Here is an 18,058-nt window from a genome sequence, read left to right as displayed (position 1 = left end):
CCAACGGCAAACGCCGTTCCCGTGCCCGGGTAGCTCAGGGGTAGAGCAGTGGATTGAAAATCCTCGTGTCGGTGGTTCGATTCCGCCCCCGGGCACCATTCCCAAAAAGTAAGCTACTGTTTCCCTTCAGCTTTAACTGGAGCTGGCCAAGGGCGAAGTACATGCTGGAGAACAAAACCGTCCCATTCTCATTTGTGAAAGCAGGGGTTTTCTACTTCACACGACGGGTCCCGAAAGACCTCGATCACCACAATACCACCGGAAAAATATCGTTCTGGCTACGGGCAAGATCAGCGGCGGTCACAAAGTCCCGAGCGCAAAGAACTGCTCAGCAACTCGATGAACACTGGTACCACCTACGCATCCAAAACGTAGACCGACCGGGCAAGCATCTCCTGCGGATGGGAACTGCCGCCGCGCTTGGGTCTTCGATGTCACGCACCGATCAAGCCAGCGCTGACGCTGTAAAGCTCTTAGAAGCCGTATCAGTCTATCTGCAATTTCAAAGATTTAGTGGCTGGGGTGGTAGGATTCGAACCTACGATACACGGTACCAAAAACCGCTGCCTTACCACTTGGCTACACCCCAACGGTGAGCGGCTATCTACGATTGTTGGTGACGGTGTTCAAGTGCTTTCCCGCAAAAAATCGAGACCCGCGAAATTTTTTTTGCGGGCGATCTAGTTGGTCTCCAACAGCACCGCTCCGGTTCGGTTTCCGGCCTCGACCGCGCGGTGTGCGGCGGCGCAGTCTTCCATCGAATAGACTTTTTGGATCGGGCAGTTCAGCGCGCCGTCGGCCAGCGCGTGGTGGAGGTTCGCGATGGCCTCGTCGCGCAGATTGGTCGGCAGCAGATACACCAGAACCATCTCCAACGTCACCGATTTGAACATGAGCGGATAAAATGGAAGCGTTGGCGTCATATTCTGGGCCGAGCCAAACGCATTGATTCTGCCGCTTTCGGCGATAACTGCAACGTTGGTTTCGACGTTTTGGCCAAACTCCACATCGACGATGCGATCGACCGGACGCCCTTGATTGGCGTCCAGGATCTGTGCTGGCAAATTGGTCGCCGTGTAATCCAGTACCGCATCAGCTCCGGCCTTTGTCACACGTTCGAAGTTGCGTGGACTGGCTGTGGCCAGCACCTTTGCTCCGCCCCATTTGGCCAACTGGACGGCAAGATATCCGACCGTCCCTGCACCGCCGTGAACCAGCAGGGTTTTACCCGACACCGGGCCTCCGGAAAACACGGTGTGGCTGGCAGTCAGGCCGGGAATGCCAAGGACGGCACCGGTTTGCAGCGCGACCGTGTCGGGCAGGTGAACAGCCTGTTCCGAAGGTAGGGTGATTTGGGTTGCGGCCGTCCCGAACGCACGACCCCACTGGCCGTTCCAGATCCAGACCCTTTGACCCACCCGCGAGTCCGGAACCCCCGGTCCGACAGCAGAGATGACACCTGAACCGTCGCTGTGCGGCACGATCACCGGGAAAGGCGGCTTGGTGATCCCAGGCCGTGCCCCCGCACGTGCCTTCACGTCCGAAGGGTTCACACCGGAATAGGCCAGCGCAACGGTCACGTCGCCCGGCCCCGGGGGTGTATCCGGTAGTTCTTGAATGGACAGAACATCGGCGGCGGGTCCAAATGTCTGGTAGGTGGCGGCTTTCATGGCGGCTCCGGTTTGTCGCGTCGTGACGTTCACCCTATCGTCGCGGGCCAGGAATGCTAGCCTGTCAAAAAACCATGGGAGATCAGACGATGAAGGCGTTGCGCACACCGGACGAACGGTTCCAAAATCTGCCCGACTATGATTTCGCACCCAACTACCTTGAGGTGGATGATACTGAAGGCGGCGCGTTGCGGGTCCATTATCTGGATGAGGGGCCGCGCGCGGCAGCGCCAGTACTGATGATGCACGGCGAGCCCAGTTGGTCTTATCTGTACCGTCACATGATCCCGCCAGTCGCCGCCGCAGGCCACCGGGTCATCGCTCCGGACCTTGTGGGTTTCGGCAGATCCGACAAACCCGTCGAGCGCGACGACTATACCTATGCGCGCCACGTCTTCTGGATGGGTGAGGTTTTGCGTCAACTCGATCTGCGGGACATCACCTTGGTCTGTCAGGACTGGGGCGGATTGATCGGGTTGCGCCTGTGGGCCGAGATGCCGGACAGGTTCGCCCGGGTGGTTGTCGCCAACACGGCCTTACCAACCGGGGACCAGCCCTTGGGCGAGGCGTTTGCCGCCTGGCGACAGTTCAGCCAGGAGGTGCCGGATTTCCGCGCCGGGCGCATCGTCTATGGCGGAACGGTTTCAAAGCTGACCGAGGACGAGGTCGACGCCTATGACGCGCCGTTCCCTGACGATCGTTACAAGGCGGGGGCGCGACAATTTCCGATGCTGGTGCCTGACCGCCCCGACGATCCCGAGTCTGAACCGAACCGACAGGCTTGGAACGTTATCCGCGGTCTGCAAACCCCTGTCCTGACGGCTTTTGGTGCCGAGGACAGGATTATGGCCGGGGTGGATGGGGTTTTTCAGAAACTTTGTCCCGGTGCGGCGGGACAGAACCATGTTGTGCTGCCGAAAGCCGGTCACTTCCTTCAGGAGGACGTGCCCCTGGAACTTGCGGAAACGGTTCTGGCCTTCATCCGCGAGACGGCCTGAGCAGCGGTCTCATTCTCGGATTTCGTCGGGCTCCACGCCCCAAAGATTGCTTTTGAGGGTCCAGCCGCGATAGCCACCGGCCGAAATGCGGCACCAATCCACCGTGCAGGTGCCCAAGCGGGCCACGACGCCTGTTTCGAAATGAGCGTTGACCGGGGATTTGGGGTCGGGGCTGGCATAGACCGGCAGCATGTCCGATTCAATCAGAACCGTGCGGACACCTGACAACAGAGCGTAGTGGACCCATCCGCCGGCCCCGTCGCGATCCTGGACCTTGCGCCAGTTGCCGTATTCGGCCGTCACCTGAAGTGGCATGCCGCGGCGCTTGAACACCCAATCGACACGATGAGTCAGCGAAGGGCCGCGGCGTACGTTCGCCTCGGCCGCCTTCATCGACACGTAGCGCGGCAAAGGCAGGTTCGTCACCTGCCCGCGTTTTTCCTGCGCGTGCGCGATTGCGCCTGTCAGGAACAGAAGCGTTGTTAGAAATGCCAGAACTGGGCGTTTCGCCCTCAAGAAAGCACTCACTGCCTGCCCGCTGATTTGCCTGTCTGCCGTGTTTCAAAAAAGGTTGGGGCGATGCCCATGGGGTTCTTGTGCCCCGGCTGATCCTGCGCCACGATGCCATGACGCGCATCGGAATGCAAAGCGGTAGGAGGGCTGAAGTGCCAAGAGAACGTCTGAGTGTTGTTGTAACGCGACGGTTGCCCGAAGTGGTCGAGACACGTCTGAGCGAGTTGTTCGACGTCCGTTTGCGGGACACCGACACACCGATGACGCGCGACGAGTTGGTCGAGGCGGTCAAACAGGCCGATGTGCTGGTTCCGACGATCACGGACACGATCGACGCGGGTGTTTTGGGCCAGGCCGGAGAGCAGCTGAGGCTGATTGCGAATTATGGTGCCGGTGTCGACCATATTGATGTCGCGACGGCGCGTCAGCGCGGCATCCTGGTCTCGAACACGCCGGGTGTTCTGACCGACGATACCGCCGACATGACGATGGCGCTGATCCTTGCCGTAACCCGTCGGATTCCCGAGGGTCTGTCGGTTATGCAAAAGGGGGACTGGACCGGCTGGGCGCCGACGGCTTTCCTTGGCGGGCGGATAGGAGGCCGGCGTCTGGGCATTCTGGGTATGGGGCGGATCGGACAGGCCGTCGCGCGCCGTGCTCGTGCCTTCGGAATGCAGGTCCACTACCACAATCGTCGCCGGTTGCGTCCAGAAATAGAACAGGATCTTGAGGCGACCTATTGGGAAAGCCTTGATCAGATGGTGGCGCGTATGGACGTGATCTCGATCAACTGCCCATCAACACCTTCGTCATTTCATCTGATGAACGCGCGGCGCCTGAAGCTGATGAAGCCGACGGCGGTCATCGTGAACACGTCGCGGGGCGAGGTGTTGGACGAAAACGCGTTGACCCGGATGATCCGGGCGGGCGAGATCGCCGGGGCCGGGCTGGACGTCTATGAGCACGGCACCGACGTGAATCCTCGACTTCGGCAGCTGCCGAATGTCGTGCTGCTGCCGCATATGGGGTCGGCGACGCTCGAGGGGCGCATCGAGATGGGCGAAAAGGTCATCATCAATATCAAGACGTTTGAAGACGGGCACCGGCCGCCTGATCAGGTCGTTCCCGCGATGTTGTAAGAACACGCCAAGGCATACAGGCTCCTGCTGTTTGCAAGGCAGAGCTTTGCCGTGTTTGGTGGTCGTCCCCGCATATGGTTGCGGGGCATGACGGTGCCGTGCACTGTCAGATTCAGTATTTGGATAAGGAGGTTTTTCATGTGCTCCAATTGGTTCCCTACTGTTGTGGCCTGCGCCCTGACCCTGCCGAGCCCTGTGTTTGCCCAGCAAACCGCCGATGAGGTCGCGCCCGAGGGTGCATCCGACGGCCAACTTCAGGCCTTGACCGACGAGGTGATCGCTGCGCTGAAGGCCAAGGCCGACGGCGTGCCCGTCAAAGCTGAAACATGGATGGTTGCGGCGGCCAACCCGCTGGCCGTCGAAGCGGGTGCCAAGGTTCTGGCTGCCGGCGGAACGGCAGCGGATGCAATGGTCGCCGTTCAGGTTGTCTTGGGCCTGGTCGAACCGCAGTCCTCGGGTTTGGGCGGGGGTGCCTTTCTTGTCTGGTACGATGCGGCCAGCGGACGGTTGACCACCCTGGATGGGCGAGAAACCGCGCCGAGAGAGGCAAGCCCGACCCTGTTTCAGGACGAAAACGGCGAGCCGCTCAAATTCTTTGACGCGGTTGTTGGCGGGCTTTCGGTCGGGACACCCGGCACACCCGCATTGTTGGAGGAAGCCCATCGGCGCTGGGGGCGCAGCCCCTGGCCCGGTCTGTTCGAGGATGGTATCCGACTGGCCGACGAAGGGTTTGTTGTTTCACCGCGGCTGGCGGGCCTGATTCAGGCCGACGCTGATCGTCTGGCACGCTTCCCTGAGACGGCCAACTACTTCCTGCCGGACGGGGAGCCGCTGGCCCAAGGACAGCGCCTCACCAACCCAGACTATGCCGAAACCCTGCGGGTTTTGGCGTCCGAAGGGGCTGCGGGCTTTTATGGAGGAGAGATCGCGGCGGACATCGTGCGGACTGTCCGAAACGCTCCGGGCAACCCGGGGGTTCTGTCCGGAGTTGATCTGGCGCTGTATCAGGTGATCGAGCGCGAGCCGATCTGTGCCGCCTATCGCAGCTATGAGGTCTGCGGGATGGGTCCGCCGTCCTCGGGTGCGCTGACGGTAGGACAGGTCCTTGGCATGCTCGACAGCTACGATTTGGCGGCGATGGGTCCCGAAAGCGCCGAAGCGTGGCGGCTGATCGGCGATGCCTCGCGCTTGGCCTTCGCGGATCGCGGTCGCTACATGGCCGACAGTGATTTCATTCCGATGCCGACGCAGGGCCTGATCGATCCGGCCTATCTGGCCGAGCGTGCCGAGTTGCTGAATGACACTGGGGCGTTGACCGAGGTTGCGCCGGGGAATCCTGAGTTTGACCACGCGCTGAACTGGGCCGACGATGCGTCGATCGAACTGCCGTCGACGTCCCATATTTCGATCGTTGACGCTTATGGAAACGTGCTTTCGATGACAACGACAATCGAGAACGGTTTTGGTTCGCGTCTGATGACCAACGGCTTTCTGCTGAACAACGAACTGACCGACTTTTCCTTCCGGACCCACAGGGACGGGGTTCCGATTGCCAACCGGATCGAACCGGGCAAACGCCCCCGTTCCTCGATGAGTCCGACGATTGTAATGCAGGACGGGTCTCCGGTTCTGGCGATCGGGTCTCCGGGTGGCAGCCGGATCATCGGTTATGTCGCAAAATCCATCATTGCCTGGGCGGATTGGGGTATGGACGTCCAGCAGGCGGTCGCCCTTCCTCATCTGGTGAACCGTTTCGGGACCTATGATGTCGAGGTCGGCACAAGCGCCGAAGGCTTTGCGGACATGTTGGACGAGCTGGGCTTTGAAGTGAACGCGCGGGATCTGACTTCGGGCCTTCATGCCATCGAAATCCGCGACGGTCTGCACGGCGGAGCCGATCCCCGTCGAGAAGGGATCGCACTGGGCGAGTGATCACGTCGCAGCGATGGGTATTGCTCCTGTGGCGTGGGCCTTCTAGTCATTGTCTGGGCCTGCGCCACTGCACCAAGGGAGGGTTGCCATGGTTGAAGCGACAGCATTGTTCCGCAATGCGGCGGGGATCGACACCGCCATCAGCATTCTGAAACAGCGGTTCGGGGACCGGTTGCAGACCGGCGCCTCGGTCCGCGAGCAGCACGGGCACACCACGACCTGGATCGAAAACCAAAGCCCTGATGCAGTGGTCTTTCCCAATTCGACCGAAGAGGTCTCGGACATCGTCAAGACCTGTGCGGCGCACAAGGTTCCCGTGATCCCTTTCGGCACCGGAACGTCGCTGGAAGGCCACGTGAACGCGCCGGCCGGCGGCGTTTGCATCGATCTTGGCCAGATGAACCGGGTCTTGGCCGTGAACGAAGGTGATCTGGATTGCGTCGTGCAGCCCGGGGTCACCCGCGAGGATTTGAATACCCATCTGCGCGACAAGGGGCTGTTCTTTCCGATTGATCCCGGAGCCAATGCCTCATTGGGCGGGATGGCGGCGACCCGAGCGTCGGGTACCAATGCGGTTCGCTATGGAACGATGAAGGACAATGTCCTGAGCCTCGAGGCGGTTATGCCCGATGGCAAAATTATCCGTACCGGTCACCGGGCCAAAAAATCTTCGGCCGGCTACGATCTCACCCGCTTGCTTGTCGGTGCCGAGGGCACGCTGGGCATCATTACCGAACTGACTCTGAAACTGCACGGCATCCCCGAGGCGATTACCTCGGCCCGGTGTTCTTTCCCGACGGTGGATGCGGCCTGTCAGGCCGTGATGACGACCATTCAATTCGGCGTTCCGGTTGCCCGGATCGAACTGCTGGACGCGATGTCGGTCAAGGCGGCCAACGCGTATTCCGGGCTGAAGCTGCCGGAAACGCCGTTGCTTCTTCTCGAGTTTCATGGCTCGGCGGCCGGCGCAGCGGAACAGGCCGAAACCTTTGGCGAAATCTCCGAGGATTTTGGCGGCACGGGCTTTGTCGCTACGGCCAGCACCGAAGAAAGGTCCAAGCTCTGGCAGGCGCGGCACGACATGTATTGGGCGTCCCTCCAGCTTCGGCCCGGAGCGCGAGGAATCTCGACGGATGTCTGCGTCCCGATCTCGCGCTTGGCCGAATGCGTCACCATGGCCCAGGACAAGGCAGCCGAGTTGGACCTGCTGGCCCCGGTCGTCGGTCATGTCGGCGACGGAAACTTCCATACGCTGGTGCTGATCGACATGGAGGATGCCGACGAAGTGGCGCGGGCCAGTCAGTTTGTCGGATGGCTCAATGATCTGGCGATCTCGATGGACGGGACCTGCACGGGTGAGCATGGAATCGGGCAGGGCAAGAAACCGTATCTGGTCCGGGAACTTGGGGATGCGACCCGGTACATGGCGGCGATCAAGGCTGCCCTGGATCCTGACAACATCATGAACCCCGGCAAGATCGTCTGACCAGGCCGGGAAAGCGCACGCAACTTTCGGCTCTTGGTGCGTGCCTGTTTGCGGATTCGCGTCCCAACGTGTACGGCAGGTCGGTTTTGCACCGTTTTGCGTCGGATGGACTTGGCGCTGATTGGTCCCGTTCGGCATAAACCTTGCCAAACAGACTCAATCCGGAGAGCGGGCGTATGAAAACCCAAGTCAAAGCACTGGTCGTTGGCGGCGGCGCCGTCGGGACCTCGATAGCCTATCACCTGGCCAAGGCGGGCTGGGAGGATGTCATGCTGATCGAGAGGGACGAGTTGACCTCGGGCTCGACCTGGCACGCTGCGGGTTTGCTTCCGCTGTTCAACATGTCCTATGCGACGACCCATATCCACAAATACTCGGTGGATTTCTACAAGACGCTGGAAGAGGAAACCGGCCTGAACGCGGGGTTCGCGGTGGTTGGAAACCTGCGCATGGCGCAGACGCAGGACCGCATGGATGAGTTCATGCTCTATGCCTCGACTGCCGAGACCTGTGACGTCAAATACGAATGGTTGACGCCCGAGCAGATCAAGGAGCGCTGGCCGCTTATCGAAACCTCGGATCTGAAGGGCGCGCTTTACCATACCGAGGACGGTTACATCAATCCGGCCGACGTGACCCAGGCGATGGCCAAGGGCGCCCGCCAGCGCGGTGTCGAGATCGTGCGCAAGATGCAGGCCGATGCCTTCCATTGGAACGGAACCCATTGGGAAGTCACCTGCACCAAGATGGTCGAAAAGGGTGGCAACCTTGTCCCCAGCGACGAGCAGGTGGTCATCACCGCCGAGCACGTGGTGACCGCTTCGGGAAACCATGCCCAGCGTACCGCCAAGCTGCTGGGCATCAAGATGCCCGCGATCCCGGTCGAGCATACCTTCATTGTCATGGACAAGGATCCGGAACTGGTGAAATGGCGTGAAGCCGGCAATCCGGAACACCCGGTCGTGCGCGACGCCGACAACGAATCCTACGCACGTGAGGAGCGCGGCGGCTGGATCCTCGGCATCTACGAGCACGGTGCCCCGGCACGTTTCGAATACGGTGTGCCCGACAGTTTCCGCGCTGACCTGTTCCCTCTGGATCTGGACCGGATCGCCGATCAGTACATGGCCATGGCCGAGCGTGTCCCGTCCTGTGCCGAGTCCGGCCTGAAGGACGATTTCAACGGTCCCATCTGCTATACGCCTGATGGCAACCCGCTGGTCGGCCCGGCGCCGGGCCTGCGAAATATGTGGCTGGCCGAAGGGTTCAGCTTTGGCATCACCGCCGCCGGCGGCACCGGCTTTTATCTGGCGCAGATGATGGTCGATGGCGAAGCCGAGATCGACATGGCTTCGCTGGACCCCAAACGCTATTCGTCCAACTGGATGACCACCGAATTCGCCGCGCGCAAGAATGAAGAGTGCTACGAGCACGTCTACATTCTGCACCACCCGGACGAAGAGCGCGAGGCCTGCCGTCCGCTGCGCACCGTTCCGGCTTATGATCGTCAGAAAGCCCGTGGCGCGCAGTTTGGGTGGGTTAACGGTTGGGAACGCCCCAACTATTTTGGCCCGGTCGATGCCTCCGACAACTTCGACAAGGAAAGCCGCAGTTTCCGCCGTGGTGGATGGTGGCAGTATGCCGTCGAAGAAGCCAATGCGATCCGCAACGGTGTCGGCCTGATCGACGCGTCAGCCTTCACCAAGCATGTCGTCAAGGGCCCCGGCGCCACGCAGTTCCTCGACTGGTTCACCTGCAACAAGCTGCCCAAGGTCGGCCGCATCAACCTGACCTATGCGCTGACAGACCACGGCACCACGCGTACCGAGTACACCATCGTTCGCCTGAAAGAGCACGAGTATTACCTCGTCTCGGCCGGTGCCTGGACCGAGTATGACGCCGACTTCCTGCGCAAGGCGGCCGAGGACAAGATCGACGAGTTCGGCTACATCGAGATCCAGGACGTGACCACCCAGTGGGGCGTCTTTGCCATCGCCGGACCGAAATCGCGCGATGTGCTGAAAGAGGTCATCAAGGACGCCGAGCCGGAAACCGCCCTGTCGAACAAGCGCTTCCCGTGGCTGTCGGCACGTCAGATCGAACTGGGCATGTGCCCGGTCAACGCGATCCGTGTGGCCTATACCGGCGAGCTGGGCTGGGAACTGCATCATCCGATTGAGATGCAGAACTACTTGTTCGACCTTCTGGAGACGGCCGGCGAGAAGCACGGCATGAAGCTGGTAGGTGCCCGCGCCCAGAACTGGCTGCGTCAGGAGAAATCCTATCGCGCCTTCGGCACCGAACTGGGTCGCGACGCCACCCCGCTCGAGGCCGACCTGCCGCGCTTTGTCGACCTGAACAAAGAGTTCCACGGCAAGGACAAGCTGATCGAGACAGGCGTGCGGGTGAAGTGCTGCACCCTGCTGATCGACGGGCCCGAGGATGCCGACCCGTGGGGCCGCGAGGCGCTGTATACGCCCGAAGGTGAGCGCGTGGGGCGTCTGACCTCGGGCGGGTATTCGGTGGCTTTCGAGAAATCCATCGGCATGGGTTATGTAAAGCCCGATCTGGCCGTGGAAGGCACCAAACTGAAGGTCAAAATGCTGGACCAGCTGTGGGATGCGGTCGTGACGTGCGACAGCCCCTATGACCCCAAGAACGAGACCATCCGCAAGGACGGTTGATCGGACAGAGGCCCCGGACGACTCCGGGGCCTTTTTTTGGCTATGCGCTGAGTTCGTCGAAGCACTCCAGCGCCTTGGCTGCGTACATCATCGACGGACCGCCACCCATCTGGATCGCCATGGCCAGAACGTCCGAGAATTCCTCACGCGAAGCGCCCGCCTTGACCAGTGTTTCGGTGTGCAACGAAATGCAGGGTTCGCACCGTACTGCGATGGACATCCCCAAGGCGATGAACTCCTTGGTCTTGAAGTCCAATGTTCCGCCTTCCTTGACCGATTTCCCGAGCGCGCCGAAAGCGCGGGCGGTATCCGGTATGGCTCCGTTCAGGTTGCGCAATCCGCTGCGCGTTTCAGCAAGCTTGTCTGACCAGGTCATGTCTTGTGCCTCTTTTACATATTGCATCTTGCATATGTATCAGCGGCGTCGGAGCGGCTTTGATCTTGATCAGATCGAGGGCTTTTCTGCGACAAAAGCCAGATTGTTCGCAGGCATTGGAACCACTCCGACAACCCGCAGCCCTGTGCTTTCCAGATAGTTGCTGATCTGGCTGTCGTCCTTGTAGCCGATCTCGGGGTCTTGCCGGGTCAGGTCGGCATGAAAGCGTCGGTCGCCGTCGCTGATCAGCTTGCCCTGGCGCATGAACGGTCCGTAGAGAACGAACCGCCCCCCGGAGCAAAGGGCCAATGCGGCCTCGGACAGAACATTCCGGGCTTCTTTCCAGCTGATCAGATGCAGCAGGTTGATCAGAATGATAAGGTTCTGGTTGCCAAAGTTTTGGTGCCACCCGGGCAGGGTTGCGTCCAGCTCGACGGCGGGAAGGATGTTTGGCAGGCCCTCCGCATAGGCGTCGATGCTGGCCCGGCGGGCGGGATCGATCTCGCTTGGCTGCCAAGTGAGGTCGGGAAAGATACGGGCAAATGCGGCGACGTGTTGGCCCGTACCGCTGGCCAGTTCCAATGCGTTTCCAGTTGCGATGGGCATCTCGGCCAGCAACGCGCACAAGGCGTCCGTATTTCGGCTGGCCGCAGGAGCGATCATCTTTGCGCCGTCTCCCTGAGAGGCGACGCTTGCCGTCGGAGGCAGTTTCCGCCCGCCCATCAGCGTAACCGGGCTACGGATAGCGCGGAGACCATCGCGGCATCCAACTCGGGTGCGCGGCCCAGCGCAAGATCCGCGACCAATCGCGACGCGGCCGGTGCGGTTTGAAACCCGTACCCTCCCTGACCGGCAGACCAGACAAAGCTTTCATCCGACGGGTCGGGACCCAGAACAAGCGTGCCATCCGGGGCAAAGCTGCGCAACCCGGCCCAATTGGTCTCGACACGAGTGACCGGGCTGGTCACCATTTCTTCGTACCGGGCCAGGCCCTCGGCCAGCACCATATCGTCGGCATAGGCGTCATGCGGTTCAACCGGGTCGGCCTCGGACGGTGACACCAACAGCTTGCCGGCATCCGGTTTGGCGTACCAGGTCTCACCCGCGCCCAGCATCATCGGCCAATTTTTCACATCATGGCCCCCGGGTGCCGGCAGCCGGGCCATGGAACGGCGGCGCGGCGTGATTCCGATCGGTGCGATCCCGGCCATCCTTGCGACCTCGTCCGCCCACGCACCAGCGGCATTGACGATGGTGCGCGCCTGAAAGACCTCGGCCGCTTCCACCAGCCAATGGCCGTCCTTGCGGATCCGCGTCACTTTTTGGCGGGTCAGTACCGATCCCGCGTTGGCGCGAATGGTGCGGGCGAAATCCTGCAGAAATCGGTCGGTGTCGATGTCATACGCGCCCCCACTCAGCGCCGCGAATGCGACGGTTTCCAGGTTCAGGACCGGAACATGGACCAACGCATCGGCGACTGAGATTTCGGCCATTCCCAGCTCGCTCAGGTCTTTGCGGAACTGCTCGGCCTGATCACTTTTGGCCAGCAGCATCAGCCCGCGCGGGGTCAGATAGTCGTTCGTAAAAAAGAACTCGGCGCTGGCCTTGTTCAGAGCCACGACCGAAGGCGGGCCATAACCTTCTTCGAACAATGCCGCCGATCGCCCCGAGGCGTGATAGCCCAGCGCGTCCTCGGCCTCGAGTACGGTTACCGATCCATGCTCGGACAGACGCGCGCCGGCGCTTAGGCCGGCAATGCCGCCGCCGATGATCAGAAAATCAATCACTGGACCTCCTCCAGCCGGTCCGTCGCCGGTGGCGGTGTCTGGCTGAGCGCCGTGATGCGGGCATAGAGCTCGGCCGGAAGGTCGAACGTCAGAGCAGCCAGCGACGGTGCCAGCTGTTCGGCAGATCTGGCCGATATGATCGGCGACGGGGCAAACGGGCTGGCGGCAACCCAAGCGACGGCAAGCGTCGCCGGATCCACACCGGTCTGATGCCCCAAGAGGGCCAACTCGGCAGCTGTTTCGGCCATCCATTCAGCCCCATAGCGGCTGGCGTATCGGTCATCTTCGGACAGTCGGCCGGCTGCACTGCCATCGGTGTACTTTCCGGTCAGCAACCCGCCACCCAGCGGCGAGTAGGCAAAAACCGAGATACCTTGATCCGCACACATTGGCAGGATCTCGACCTCGGCCTGCCGCTTGACGAGGTTGTACATCGGTTGCAGCGCGTCGATGGTCAGGTCGAAATCCGCGGCGACGCGCACGGCTTTCATCACTTGCCAGGCGGCAAAATTAGACAGGCCGACATAGCGGATCTTGCCCGCGTCTTTGAGCTGGGCAAAACACTCCATCGTTTCGGCAAGATCGGTGTCCGGATCGAACCGGTGCAGGTACAGCAGGTCGACCATGTCCTGACCCAGACGTTTGCGGGACATGTCGAACTGCGCACGGATGTTGGCCGCGCCGGCGCCGCCTGTGTAGCCCGCTTTGGTGGCGATCGTCAGCTGCTCGCGCTGAGACGCGATCATCTGGCCCAGCAACGTTTCCGACGCACCGTCGGTATAGACATAAGCTGTATCGAAATGCGTGATGCCGGCCGCGCGACAGGCGTCGAACATGGCCCGGCTTTGTTCGGCATCGGCGCGGCCCCCGAACTGCATCGTGCCAAAAGTGAAACGGCCAATGTCAGTGCCGTCGGGATTGGAGAGCCTGAGTGTCATGAGAGTGCCTGAAATGAGCCCGGCGAACGGGGGACTTTGATCAATTGTCGTCCCAAGTTTTAATCAGGGTTGAATTTGAGCATCAACCCTTCCAAACATTCACAACCAAAAACGCAGGAGGGCAGGGTGACCACCGCAGACCTACACCCAATGGCCACAGGGCACATTCCGTCATATGTGACCCAGGCGGATGGCAGCGATTTTCTCTTCAATTTCATGGTGATCTTCACAGTTGGTCTGATCCTGCTGATCGGTGTCGCGTATTTTACGTTGCATTCGATCCCCGAGAAGATGGCCCATGAGAACAACCACCCGCAGTTTCAGTTGGTTGGCATCCTGGCGTTGTTGGCCCTGTTTACGCACAATGGGTTATTCTGGGTTGCCGCCATCCTGGTTGCAGGTTTTCAGTTTCCTGACTTTGCTGCGCCCCTGCGCGCGATTGCAGATGCAATTCGGTCGCTGGCACCCGGGGCGTCTCCTCCGCCCGCCGAGCCGGACCCTGAGCCCGCCGCTCCGCAGGAGCACTGACGCATGATCGAAACATTTCTGTGCGCACTGGTCACCGTTCTTCCCGACTTTCTGTTCCGACGCTTCGTTCAGGGAAAACGGATAGGTCACGAAATCACGCTGTTCACCATGTGGTACGAACTGCGCTGGGGGCTGACCGCCTGCGCAATCCTTGCGCTGACGGTGATTACCACGCTGTTCTACTTCCATCCGGCAAGCAAAACGGCGGCGTCCTATTTCCGGACCGTGACGATTCTTCCGCAACTGGGTGGGCGCGTTTCCGAGGTCTATGTCACCAACAACCAGATGGTCACCGCGGGCCAGCCGATCTTTCGTATCGAGGATTTCACCCAGCGCGCGCAGGTCGAAGCCGCACATGCCCAGATTGCTCAGATACAGGCCTCGCTGAAGGTCGCGCAAACGGATCTGGCCGAGGCCGAAGCCGGCATTGCAGGCGCGCAGGCGGCGCTGGCGCAGGCGCTTGAGGATTTAGCGCGCAACACCACCCTGCGCGATCAGGGATCCAGCGCAGTCCGCCTGACCGAGATCGAGCGACTGGAGAACCTTGTCGCCGAGCGCGAGGCCAAGGTTCTGGCCGCGCAATCCCAAAAGGCGGCCGTTGTTCAGAAGATCGAAGAACTGATCCCTGCCCAGTTGGCCAGCGCCGAAGCGCAGCTGGATGCCGCTCTGGCCGAATTGGACAAGACGACAATCAGCGCCGGTGTGACGGGCCGGGTCGAGCAGTTCGGGCTACGGGTCGGCGATTTTGTCAGCCCGCTGATGCGCCCGGCGGGGATTCTGGTTCCGACGGATTCCGGCCGCGACCGGTTTCAGGCGGCTTTCAACCAGATGTCTGCGCAGGTGATCAAACCGGGAATGATCGGAGAGCTGGGCTGTATGACGCGGCCATTCACGGTGATTCCGGTCGTTGTGGTCCAGGTGCAGGATGTGATCCCTTCGGGGCAGATCCGGCCCACTGACGAATTGCGCGACGTTCAACAGAACACAACCCCCGGATCAATCCTCGTGTACCTCGAGCCGCTTTATGAAGGGCTGGCAGACAAGGTTCCCCCGGGCAGCAACTGTCTTGCCAATGTCTACACCGACAATCACGACAGGCTTGAACACGAAGATCTGGGGTTCTGGGAAAGGGCATTCCTGCATGTCGTGGACACGATCGGTGTGGTTCATGCGGCAGGCTTGCGACTGCGTCTGATCCTGATGCCTGTGAACACGCTGGTTCTAAGCGGCCACTGATGGCGGGAACGTGAGCGTTCTCGCGCTATTGTGTCTGGAAATGGTGCCGGTCCCCGGTTAACTGCCGCACATGTTTGATGCGCAAATCCGCCCGATTATCGACCCGGCCCTGAACGCTCAGGGCCGTTTTCTCGCGCGGTTGGGCTTTACGGCAAACCAAGTGACGCTGATTGGGCTGGCTCTTGGTTTGGTCGCAGCGGGCCTGATCGTGGCCGGCGCGACGTACTGGGCGCTGGTGCCGTTACTGCTGTCGCGCCTCGCGGATGGGCTGGACGGTGCTGTTGCGCGTGCCCGGGGCGGCACCGATTTCGGCGGCTATCTGGATATCACCTGCGACTTTCTATTCTACGGCGCCATCCCCTTCGCATTCATTCTGGCTGACCCGGCCTCCAATGGCGTGGCCGGTGCTTTCCTTCTGCTGTCCTTCTATTTCAACGGCACCAGTTTCCTGGGCTTTTCGCTGCTGGCCGACCGGCACGGATTGAAGACCGACGCCAGAGGGCAGAAGGCCCTGTATTTTTCCGGTGGTTTGCTGGAGGGGGCCGAAACGATCGGTTTCCTTGTTCTTTTGTGTCTGGTGCCAGACGCGTTTGCCGCTTTGGCGTGGATATTCGGCAGCTTGTGTTTCCTGACCGCCACATCCCGGATCGTGTTGGCAGCGCGCAGTTTCGGCAACCGTTCCGGGAACTGAAAAAGCCCGCCGTTTCCGGCGGGCTTTGGGTTTGTTGACAGTACATGTCCCGCTTATTGCGGGATGTCGCCTTCCAGCCCTTCGACATAGAAGTTCATGCCGGCCAGAGTGCCATCATCGGCCACTTCACCCTCGGCCAGCCAGGCGCTGCCGTCTTGCTTGTTCAGCGGCCCGGTGAACGGGTGATAGCTGCCATCTGCAATCGCGGCTTTCAGGGCCAGCGCCTCTTCCTTGACGTCGGCCGGAACGGCGTCGGAAATCTCGCCGATTTCAACCATGCCTTCCTTGATGCCGTCCCAGGTGTTCACCGACTCCCAGGTGCCGTCCATCACGGCCTGGGTGCGTGCGATGTAGTAAGGCGCCCAGTTGTCGATGATCGAGCTGACGCGCGGCATCGGAGCATATTCGCTCATGTCCGAGGCCTGGCCGAAAGTGATCACGTTGCCGGCTTCTTGTGCGGCCGCCTGCGGTGCGGTCGAGTCCGTGTGCTGCAGGATCACGTCTGCGCCCTGTTCGATCAGAACCTTCGCCGCATCGGCCTCTTTCGCCGGATCGAACCAGGTGTAGGCCCAGACGATCTTGAACTCGACATCCGGGTTCACCTTCTTGGCGTGGATGAAGGCCGAGTTGATGCCGCGGATCACTTCGGGGATCGGGTACGAACCGATGTAGCCGATGATGTTCGACTTGGTCATCTTTCCGGCGATATGACCTTGGACAGCGCGACCCTCATAGAAACGCGCCGAGTAGACCGACACGTTGTCGGCGGTCTTGTAGCCCGTGGCGTGTTCAAATTTCACGTCCGGGAATTTCTTGGCCACGTTGATGGTCGGGTCCATGTAGCCGAACGAGGTGGTGAAGATCAGGTCAGCGCCTTCCAGCGCCATCTGGGTCATGACGCGCTCGGCATCCGGGCCTTCGGGCACCGATTCCACGTACACGGTTTCGACCTTGTCGCCAAAGTGCTTTTCGACGGCCTGACGGCCCTTGTCGTGTTCATAGGTCCAGCCGCCATCGCCCACCGGGCCGACATAGACGAAACCGACCTTTGTCTTGTCCTCGGCCACGGCGCCCGTGGCAAGGCCAAGTGCCATGGCGGCGCTTGCCAGAAGTGAAGTGAATTTCATTTAGTTACTCCCCAAGTTGGTACAGTTGGCCCCTAGTGCGAGGCGTGGAAGGTCCGGCCCAGTGAGGCAGGTGCGCTGCTCTTGTCGGCCGAAAGGATCACAAGCACAAGGATCGTGATGATGTAGGGCGACATTGCCAGATACTCGACAGGTATGGCAACGCCCGCTGCCTGTAGATTAAGCTGCAAGACCGTGATTCCGCCAAACAAATAGGCACCCAGCAAGGCACGCCACGGTTTCCAGCTGGCAAACACCACCAGAGCCAGAGCAATCCAGCCGACTCCGGCGGTCATGCCTTCGGTCCACTGAGGGACCCGGATCAGGCTGATATATGCACCGCCAAGCCCCGCACAGGCCCCGCCGAACAGGATCGCCATAATGCGGATCTTGATGACCTTGTAGCCGAGAGCATGCGCGGCATCGTGGTTCTCACCCACCGCACGAAGGATCAGCCCGACGCGGGTGTATTTCAGAGTGGCCCATACCGCTGCCGTCAACGCGATCCCGACATAGAGGATCGGATCATGTTGGAACAGGATCGGGCCGATGACCGGAATATCGCTGAGCAGCGGGATATGGATGTCCCCCATGCTGGGCGGTTTGATGCCCACATAGCTTTGGCCCAGAAGTGCACTGAAGCCCAAGCCAAACAGCGTCAGCGCAAGACCGCTGGCCACCTGGTTCGCCAGCGCGAACTGGGTCAGCAGAACGAACAGCAGCGACAACAGCGCACCGCCAACGGCCGCCGCGACAAAACCCAACCATGGCGAGCCTGTTTCGACCGAGATCGCAAATCCGCTGATTGCGCCCACGATCATCATGCCTTCGACGCCGAGGTTCAGAACGCCGGCCTTTTCGACGACAAGCTCTCCGATCGCCGCGAGCAGAAGCGGGGTTGCGGCAACCATCAACGAGGCCAGCAAAAGAACGGGATTGATTTCTCCAAGGTCCAT

16 protein-coding genes, 2 tRNA genes and 1 pseudogene are annotated in these 18,058 nt (G+C 60.9%); 10 read left to right on the top strand and 9 right to left on the bottom strand.

The features are described 5' to 3' along the window. Nucleotides 1-23 precede the first annotated feature (23 nt). Nucleotides 24-98: transfer RNA gene (locus ACR0BA_RS15680), tRNA-Phe, on the top strand. Between the two features lie 63 nt (nt 99-161). Next, nucleotides 162-350, top strand: a pseudogene (locus ACR0BA_RS15675) (DUF6538 domain-containing protein); the annotation flags it as partial. A gap of 164 nt (nt 351-514) precedes the next feature. Here ACR0BA_RS15675 and ACR0BA_RS15670 read toward each other — a convergent pair. Both ACR0BA_RS15670 and ACR0BA_RS15665 read right to left on the bottom strand, forming a co-directional pair. Next, nucleotides 515-589, bottom strand: a tRNA-Gln gene (locus ACR0BA_RS15670). A 91-nt stretch (nt 590-680) separates the two neighbouring features. Then, nucleotides 681-1,670, bottom strand: a complete 990-nt coding sequence (locus tag ACR0BA_RS15665) for an NADPH:quinone reductase (RefSeq protein WP_480728832.1) — start codon at nt 1,668-1,670, stop codon at nt 681-683. A gap of 89 nt (nt 1,671-1,759) precedes the next feature. On the opposite strand from ACR0BA_RS15665, the gene ACR0BA_RS15660 reads away from it, so the two are divergent. After that, nucleotides 1,760-2,668 carry a haloalkane dehalogenase gene (locus tag ACR0BA_RS15660; protein ID WP_480728830.1) on the top strand — a complete coding sequence of 303 codons (909 nt, stop codon included), beginning with the start codon at nt 1,760-1,762 and terminating at the stop codon, nt 2,666-2,668. Nucleotides 2,669-2,677: 9 nt separating this feature from the next. Here ACR0BA_RS15660 and ACR0BA_RS15655 read toward each other — a convergent pair whose 3' ends face one another. Then, entirely contained in the window at nt 2,678-3,142 is a 465-nt protein-coding gene (locus ACR0BA_RS15655; protein ID WP_244952386.1) for an SH3 domain-containing protein, read from the bottom strand. Between the two features lie 191 nt (nt 3,143-3,333). Between ACR0BA_RS15655 and ACR0BA_RS15650 the strand changes: the two genes are divergently transcribed. From ACR0BA_RS15650 to ACR0BA_RS15635, 4 genes are all read left to right on the top strand, one after another. Further along, a complete protein-coding gene (locus ACR0BA_RS15650; RefSeq protein ID WP_170587759.1) occupies nt 3,334-4,320 on the top strand; it encodes a 2-hydroxyacid dehydrogenase in 987 nt (328 codons plus the stop codon). Nucleotides 4,321-4,458: 138 nt separating this feature from the next. Continuing rightward, nucleotides 4,459-6,252: a gamma-glutamyltransferase gene (ggt, locus tag ACR0BA_RS15645; protein ID WP_480728827.1), complete on the top strand. Its 1,794-nt coding sequence runs from the start codon at nt 4,459-4,461 to the stop codon at nt 6,250-6,252. 88 nt (nt 6,253-6,340) lie between these two features. Beyond that, nucleotides 6,341-7,738 carry an FAD-binding oxidoreductase gene (locus ACR0BA_RS15640; RefSeq protein ID WP_480728825.1) on the top strand — a complete coding sequence of 466 codons (1,398 nt, stop codon included), beginning with the start codon at nt 6,341-6,343 and terminating at the stop codon, nt 7,736-7,738. A 176-nt stretch (nt 7,739-7,914) separates the two neighbouring features. Beyond that, nucleotides 7,915-10,422: a GcvT family protein gene (locus tag ACR0BA_RS15635; RefSeq protein ID WP_480728823.1), complete on the top strand. Its 2,508-nt coding sequence runs from the start codon at nt 7,915-7,917 to the stop codon at nt 10,420-10,422. Nucleotides 10,423-10,462: 40 nt separating this feature from the next. Here ACR0BA_RS15635 and ACR0BA_RS15630 read toward each other — a convergent pair whose 3' ends face one another. The 4 genes from ACR0BA_RS15630 to ACR0BA_RS15615 all read right to left on the bottom strand — a co-directional run bounded on the left by ACR0BA_RS15630 (nt 10,463) and on the right by ACR0BA_RS15615 (nt 13,523). Continuing rightward, a complete protein-coding gene (locus ACR0BA_RS15630; protein ID WP_170362836.1) occupies nt 10,463-10,798 on the bottom strand; it encodes a carboxymuconolactone decarboxylase family protein in 336 nt (111 codons plus the stop codon). A 69-nt stretch (nt 10,799-10,867) separates the two neighbouring features. Next, entirely contained in the window at nt 10,868-11,521 is a 654-nt protein-coding gene (locus ACR0BA_RS15625; RefSeq protein ID WP_480728821.1) for a DUF938 domain-containing protein, read from the bottom strand. Then, on the bottom strand, nt 11,521-12,585 hold the full coding sequence (locus ACR0BA_RS15620; protein ID WP_480728820.1) for an NAD(P)/FAD-dependent oxidoreductase: 1,065 nt from the start codon (nt 12,583-12,585) through the stop codon (nt 11,521-11,523). The genes ACR0BA_RS15625 and ACR0BA_RS15620 overlap by 1 nt, the downstream gene beginning before the upstream one ends. Then, the gene (locus ACR0BA_RS15615; RefSeq protein ID WP_480728818.1) at nt 12,582-13,523 is read right to left on the bottom strand and encodes an aldo/keto reductase; all 942 of its coding nucleotides are present in this window, start codon (nt 13,521-13,523) and stop codon (nt 12,582-12,584) included. The genes ACR0BA_RS15620 and ACR0BA_RS15615 overlap by 4 nt, the downstream gene beginning before the upstream one ends. Before the next feature lie 150 nt (nt 13,524-13,673). Here ACR0BA_RS15615 and ACR0BA_RS15610 point away from each other — a divergent pair, with 150 nt between their 5' ends. The 3 genes from ACR0BA_RS15610 (at nt 13,674) to ACR0BA_RS15600 (ending at nt 15,978) form a co-directional block, all read left to right on the top strand. Continuing rightward, the gene (locus ACR0BA_RS15610; protein ID WP_170366785.1) at nt 13,674-14,051 is read left to right on the top strand and encodes a hypothetical protein; all 378 of its coding nucleotides are present in this window, start codon (nt 13,674-13,676) and stop codon (nt 14,049-14,051) included. Nucleotides 14,052-14,054: 3 nt separating this feature from the next. Continuing rightward, a complete protein-coding gene (locus tag ACR0BA_RS15605; RefSeq protein WP_480728816.1) occupies nt 14,055-15,287 on the top strand; it encodes an HlyD family secretion protein in 1,233 nt (410 codons plus the stop codon). A gap of 70 nt (nt 15,288-15,357) precedes the next feature. Then, the gene (locus tag ACR0BA_RS15600; RefSeq protein WP_170358096.1) at nt 15,358-15,978 is read left to right on the top strand and encodes a CDP-alcohol phosphatidyltransferase family protein; all 621 of its coding nucleotides are present in this window, start codon (nt 15,358-15,360) and stop codon (nt 15,976-15,978) included. A 53-nt stretch (nt 15,979-16,031) separates the two neighbouring features. Here ACR0BA_RS15600 and ACR0BA_RS15595 read toward each other — a convergent pair whose 3' ends face one another. Both ACR0BA_RS15595 and ACR0BA_RS15590 read right to left on the bottom strand, forming a co-directional pair. Beyond that, a complete protein-coding gene (locus tag ACR0BA_RS15595) occupies nt 16,032-17,105 on the bottom strand; it encodes a BMP family ABC transporter substrate-binding protein (RefSeq protein WP_170337473.1) in 1,074 nt (357 codons plus the stop codon). A gap of 32 nt (nt 17,106-17,137) precedes the next feature. Continuing rightward, nucleotides 17,138-18,058 carry an ABC transporter permease gene (locus ACR0BA_RS15590; protein WP_170337474.1) on the bottom strand — a complete coding sequence of 307 codons (921 nt, stop codon included), beginning with the start codon at nt 18,056-18,058 and terminating at the stop codon, nt 17,138-17,140.

It is taken from the genome of Ruegeria sp. CI5 (assembly GCF_056536885.1).
Note: the sequence above shows the minus strand (reverse complement) of the source record. Positions and strands in the feature narration are given on the sequence as shown.

What these genes read in the sequence shown, in the direction of transcription:
- ACR0BA_RS15660 (WP_480728830.1), top strand. Translation starts at nt 1,760, where the DNA reads ATGAAGGCGTTGCGCACACCGGACGAACGGTTCCAAAATCTGCCCGAC.
- ggt (WP_480728827.1), top strand. Translation starts at nt 4,459, where the DNA reads ATGTGCTCCAATTGGTTCCCTACTGTTGTGGCCTGCGCCCTGACCCTG.
- ACR0BA_RS15590 (WP_170337474.1), bottom strand. Translation starts at nt 18,058, where the DNA reads ATGGACCTTGGAGAAATCAATCCCGTTCTTTTGCTGGCCTCGTTGATG.
- ACR0BA_RS15595 (WP_170337473.1), bottom strand. Translation starts at nt 17,105, where the DNA reads ATGAAATTCACTTCACTTCTGGCAAGCGCCGCCATGGCACTTGGCCTT.
- ACR0BA_RS15665 (WP_480728832.1), bottom strand. Translation starts at nt 1,670, where the DNA reads ATGAAAGCCGCCACCTACCAGACATTTGGACCCGCCGCCGATGTTCTG.
- ACR0BA_RS15635 (WP_480728823.1), top strand. Translation starts at nt 7,915, where the DNA reads ATGAAAACCCAAGTCAAAGCACTGGTCGTTGGCGGCGGCGCCGTCGGG.
- ACR0BA_RS15600 (WP_170358096.1), top strand. Translation starts at nt 15,358, where the DNA reads ATGTTTGATGCGCAAATCCGCCCGATTATCGACCCGGCCCTGAACGCT.
- ACR0BA_RS15615 (WP_480728818.1), bottom strand. Translation starts at nt 13,523, where the DNA reads ATGACACTCAGGCTCTCCAATCCCGACGGCACTGACATTGGCCGTTTC.
- ACR0BA_RS15625 (WP_480728821.1), bottom strand. Translation starts at nt 11,521, where the DNA reads ATGGGCGGGCGGAAACTGCCTCCGACGGCAAGCGTCGCCTCTCAGGGA.
- ACR0BA_RS15605 (WP_480728816.1), top strand. Translation starts at nt 14,055, where the DNA reads ATGATCGAAACATTTCTGTGCGCACTGGTCACCGTTCTTCCCGACTTT.
- ACR0BA_RS15610 (WP_170366785.1), top strand. Translation starts at nt 13,674, where the DNA reads ATGGCCACAGGGCACATTCCGTCATATGTGACCCAGGCGGATGGCAGC.
- ACR0BA_RS15640 (WP_480728825.1), top strand. Translation starts at nt 6,341, where the DNA reads ATGGTTGAAGCGACAGCATTGTTCCGCAATGCGGCGGGGATCGACACC.
- ACR0BA_RS15630 (WP_170362836.1), bottom strand. Translation starts at nt 10,798, where the DNA reads ATGACCTGGTCAGACAAGCTTGCTGAAACGCGCAGCGGATTGCGCAAC.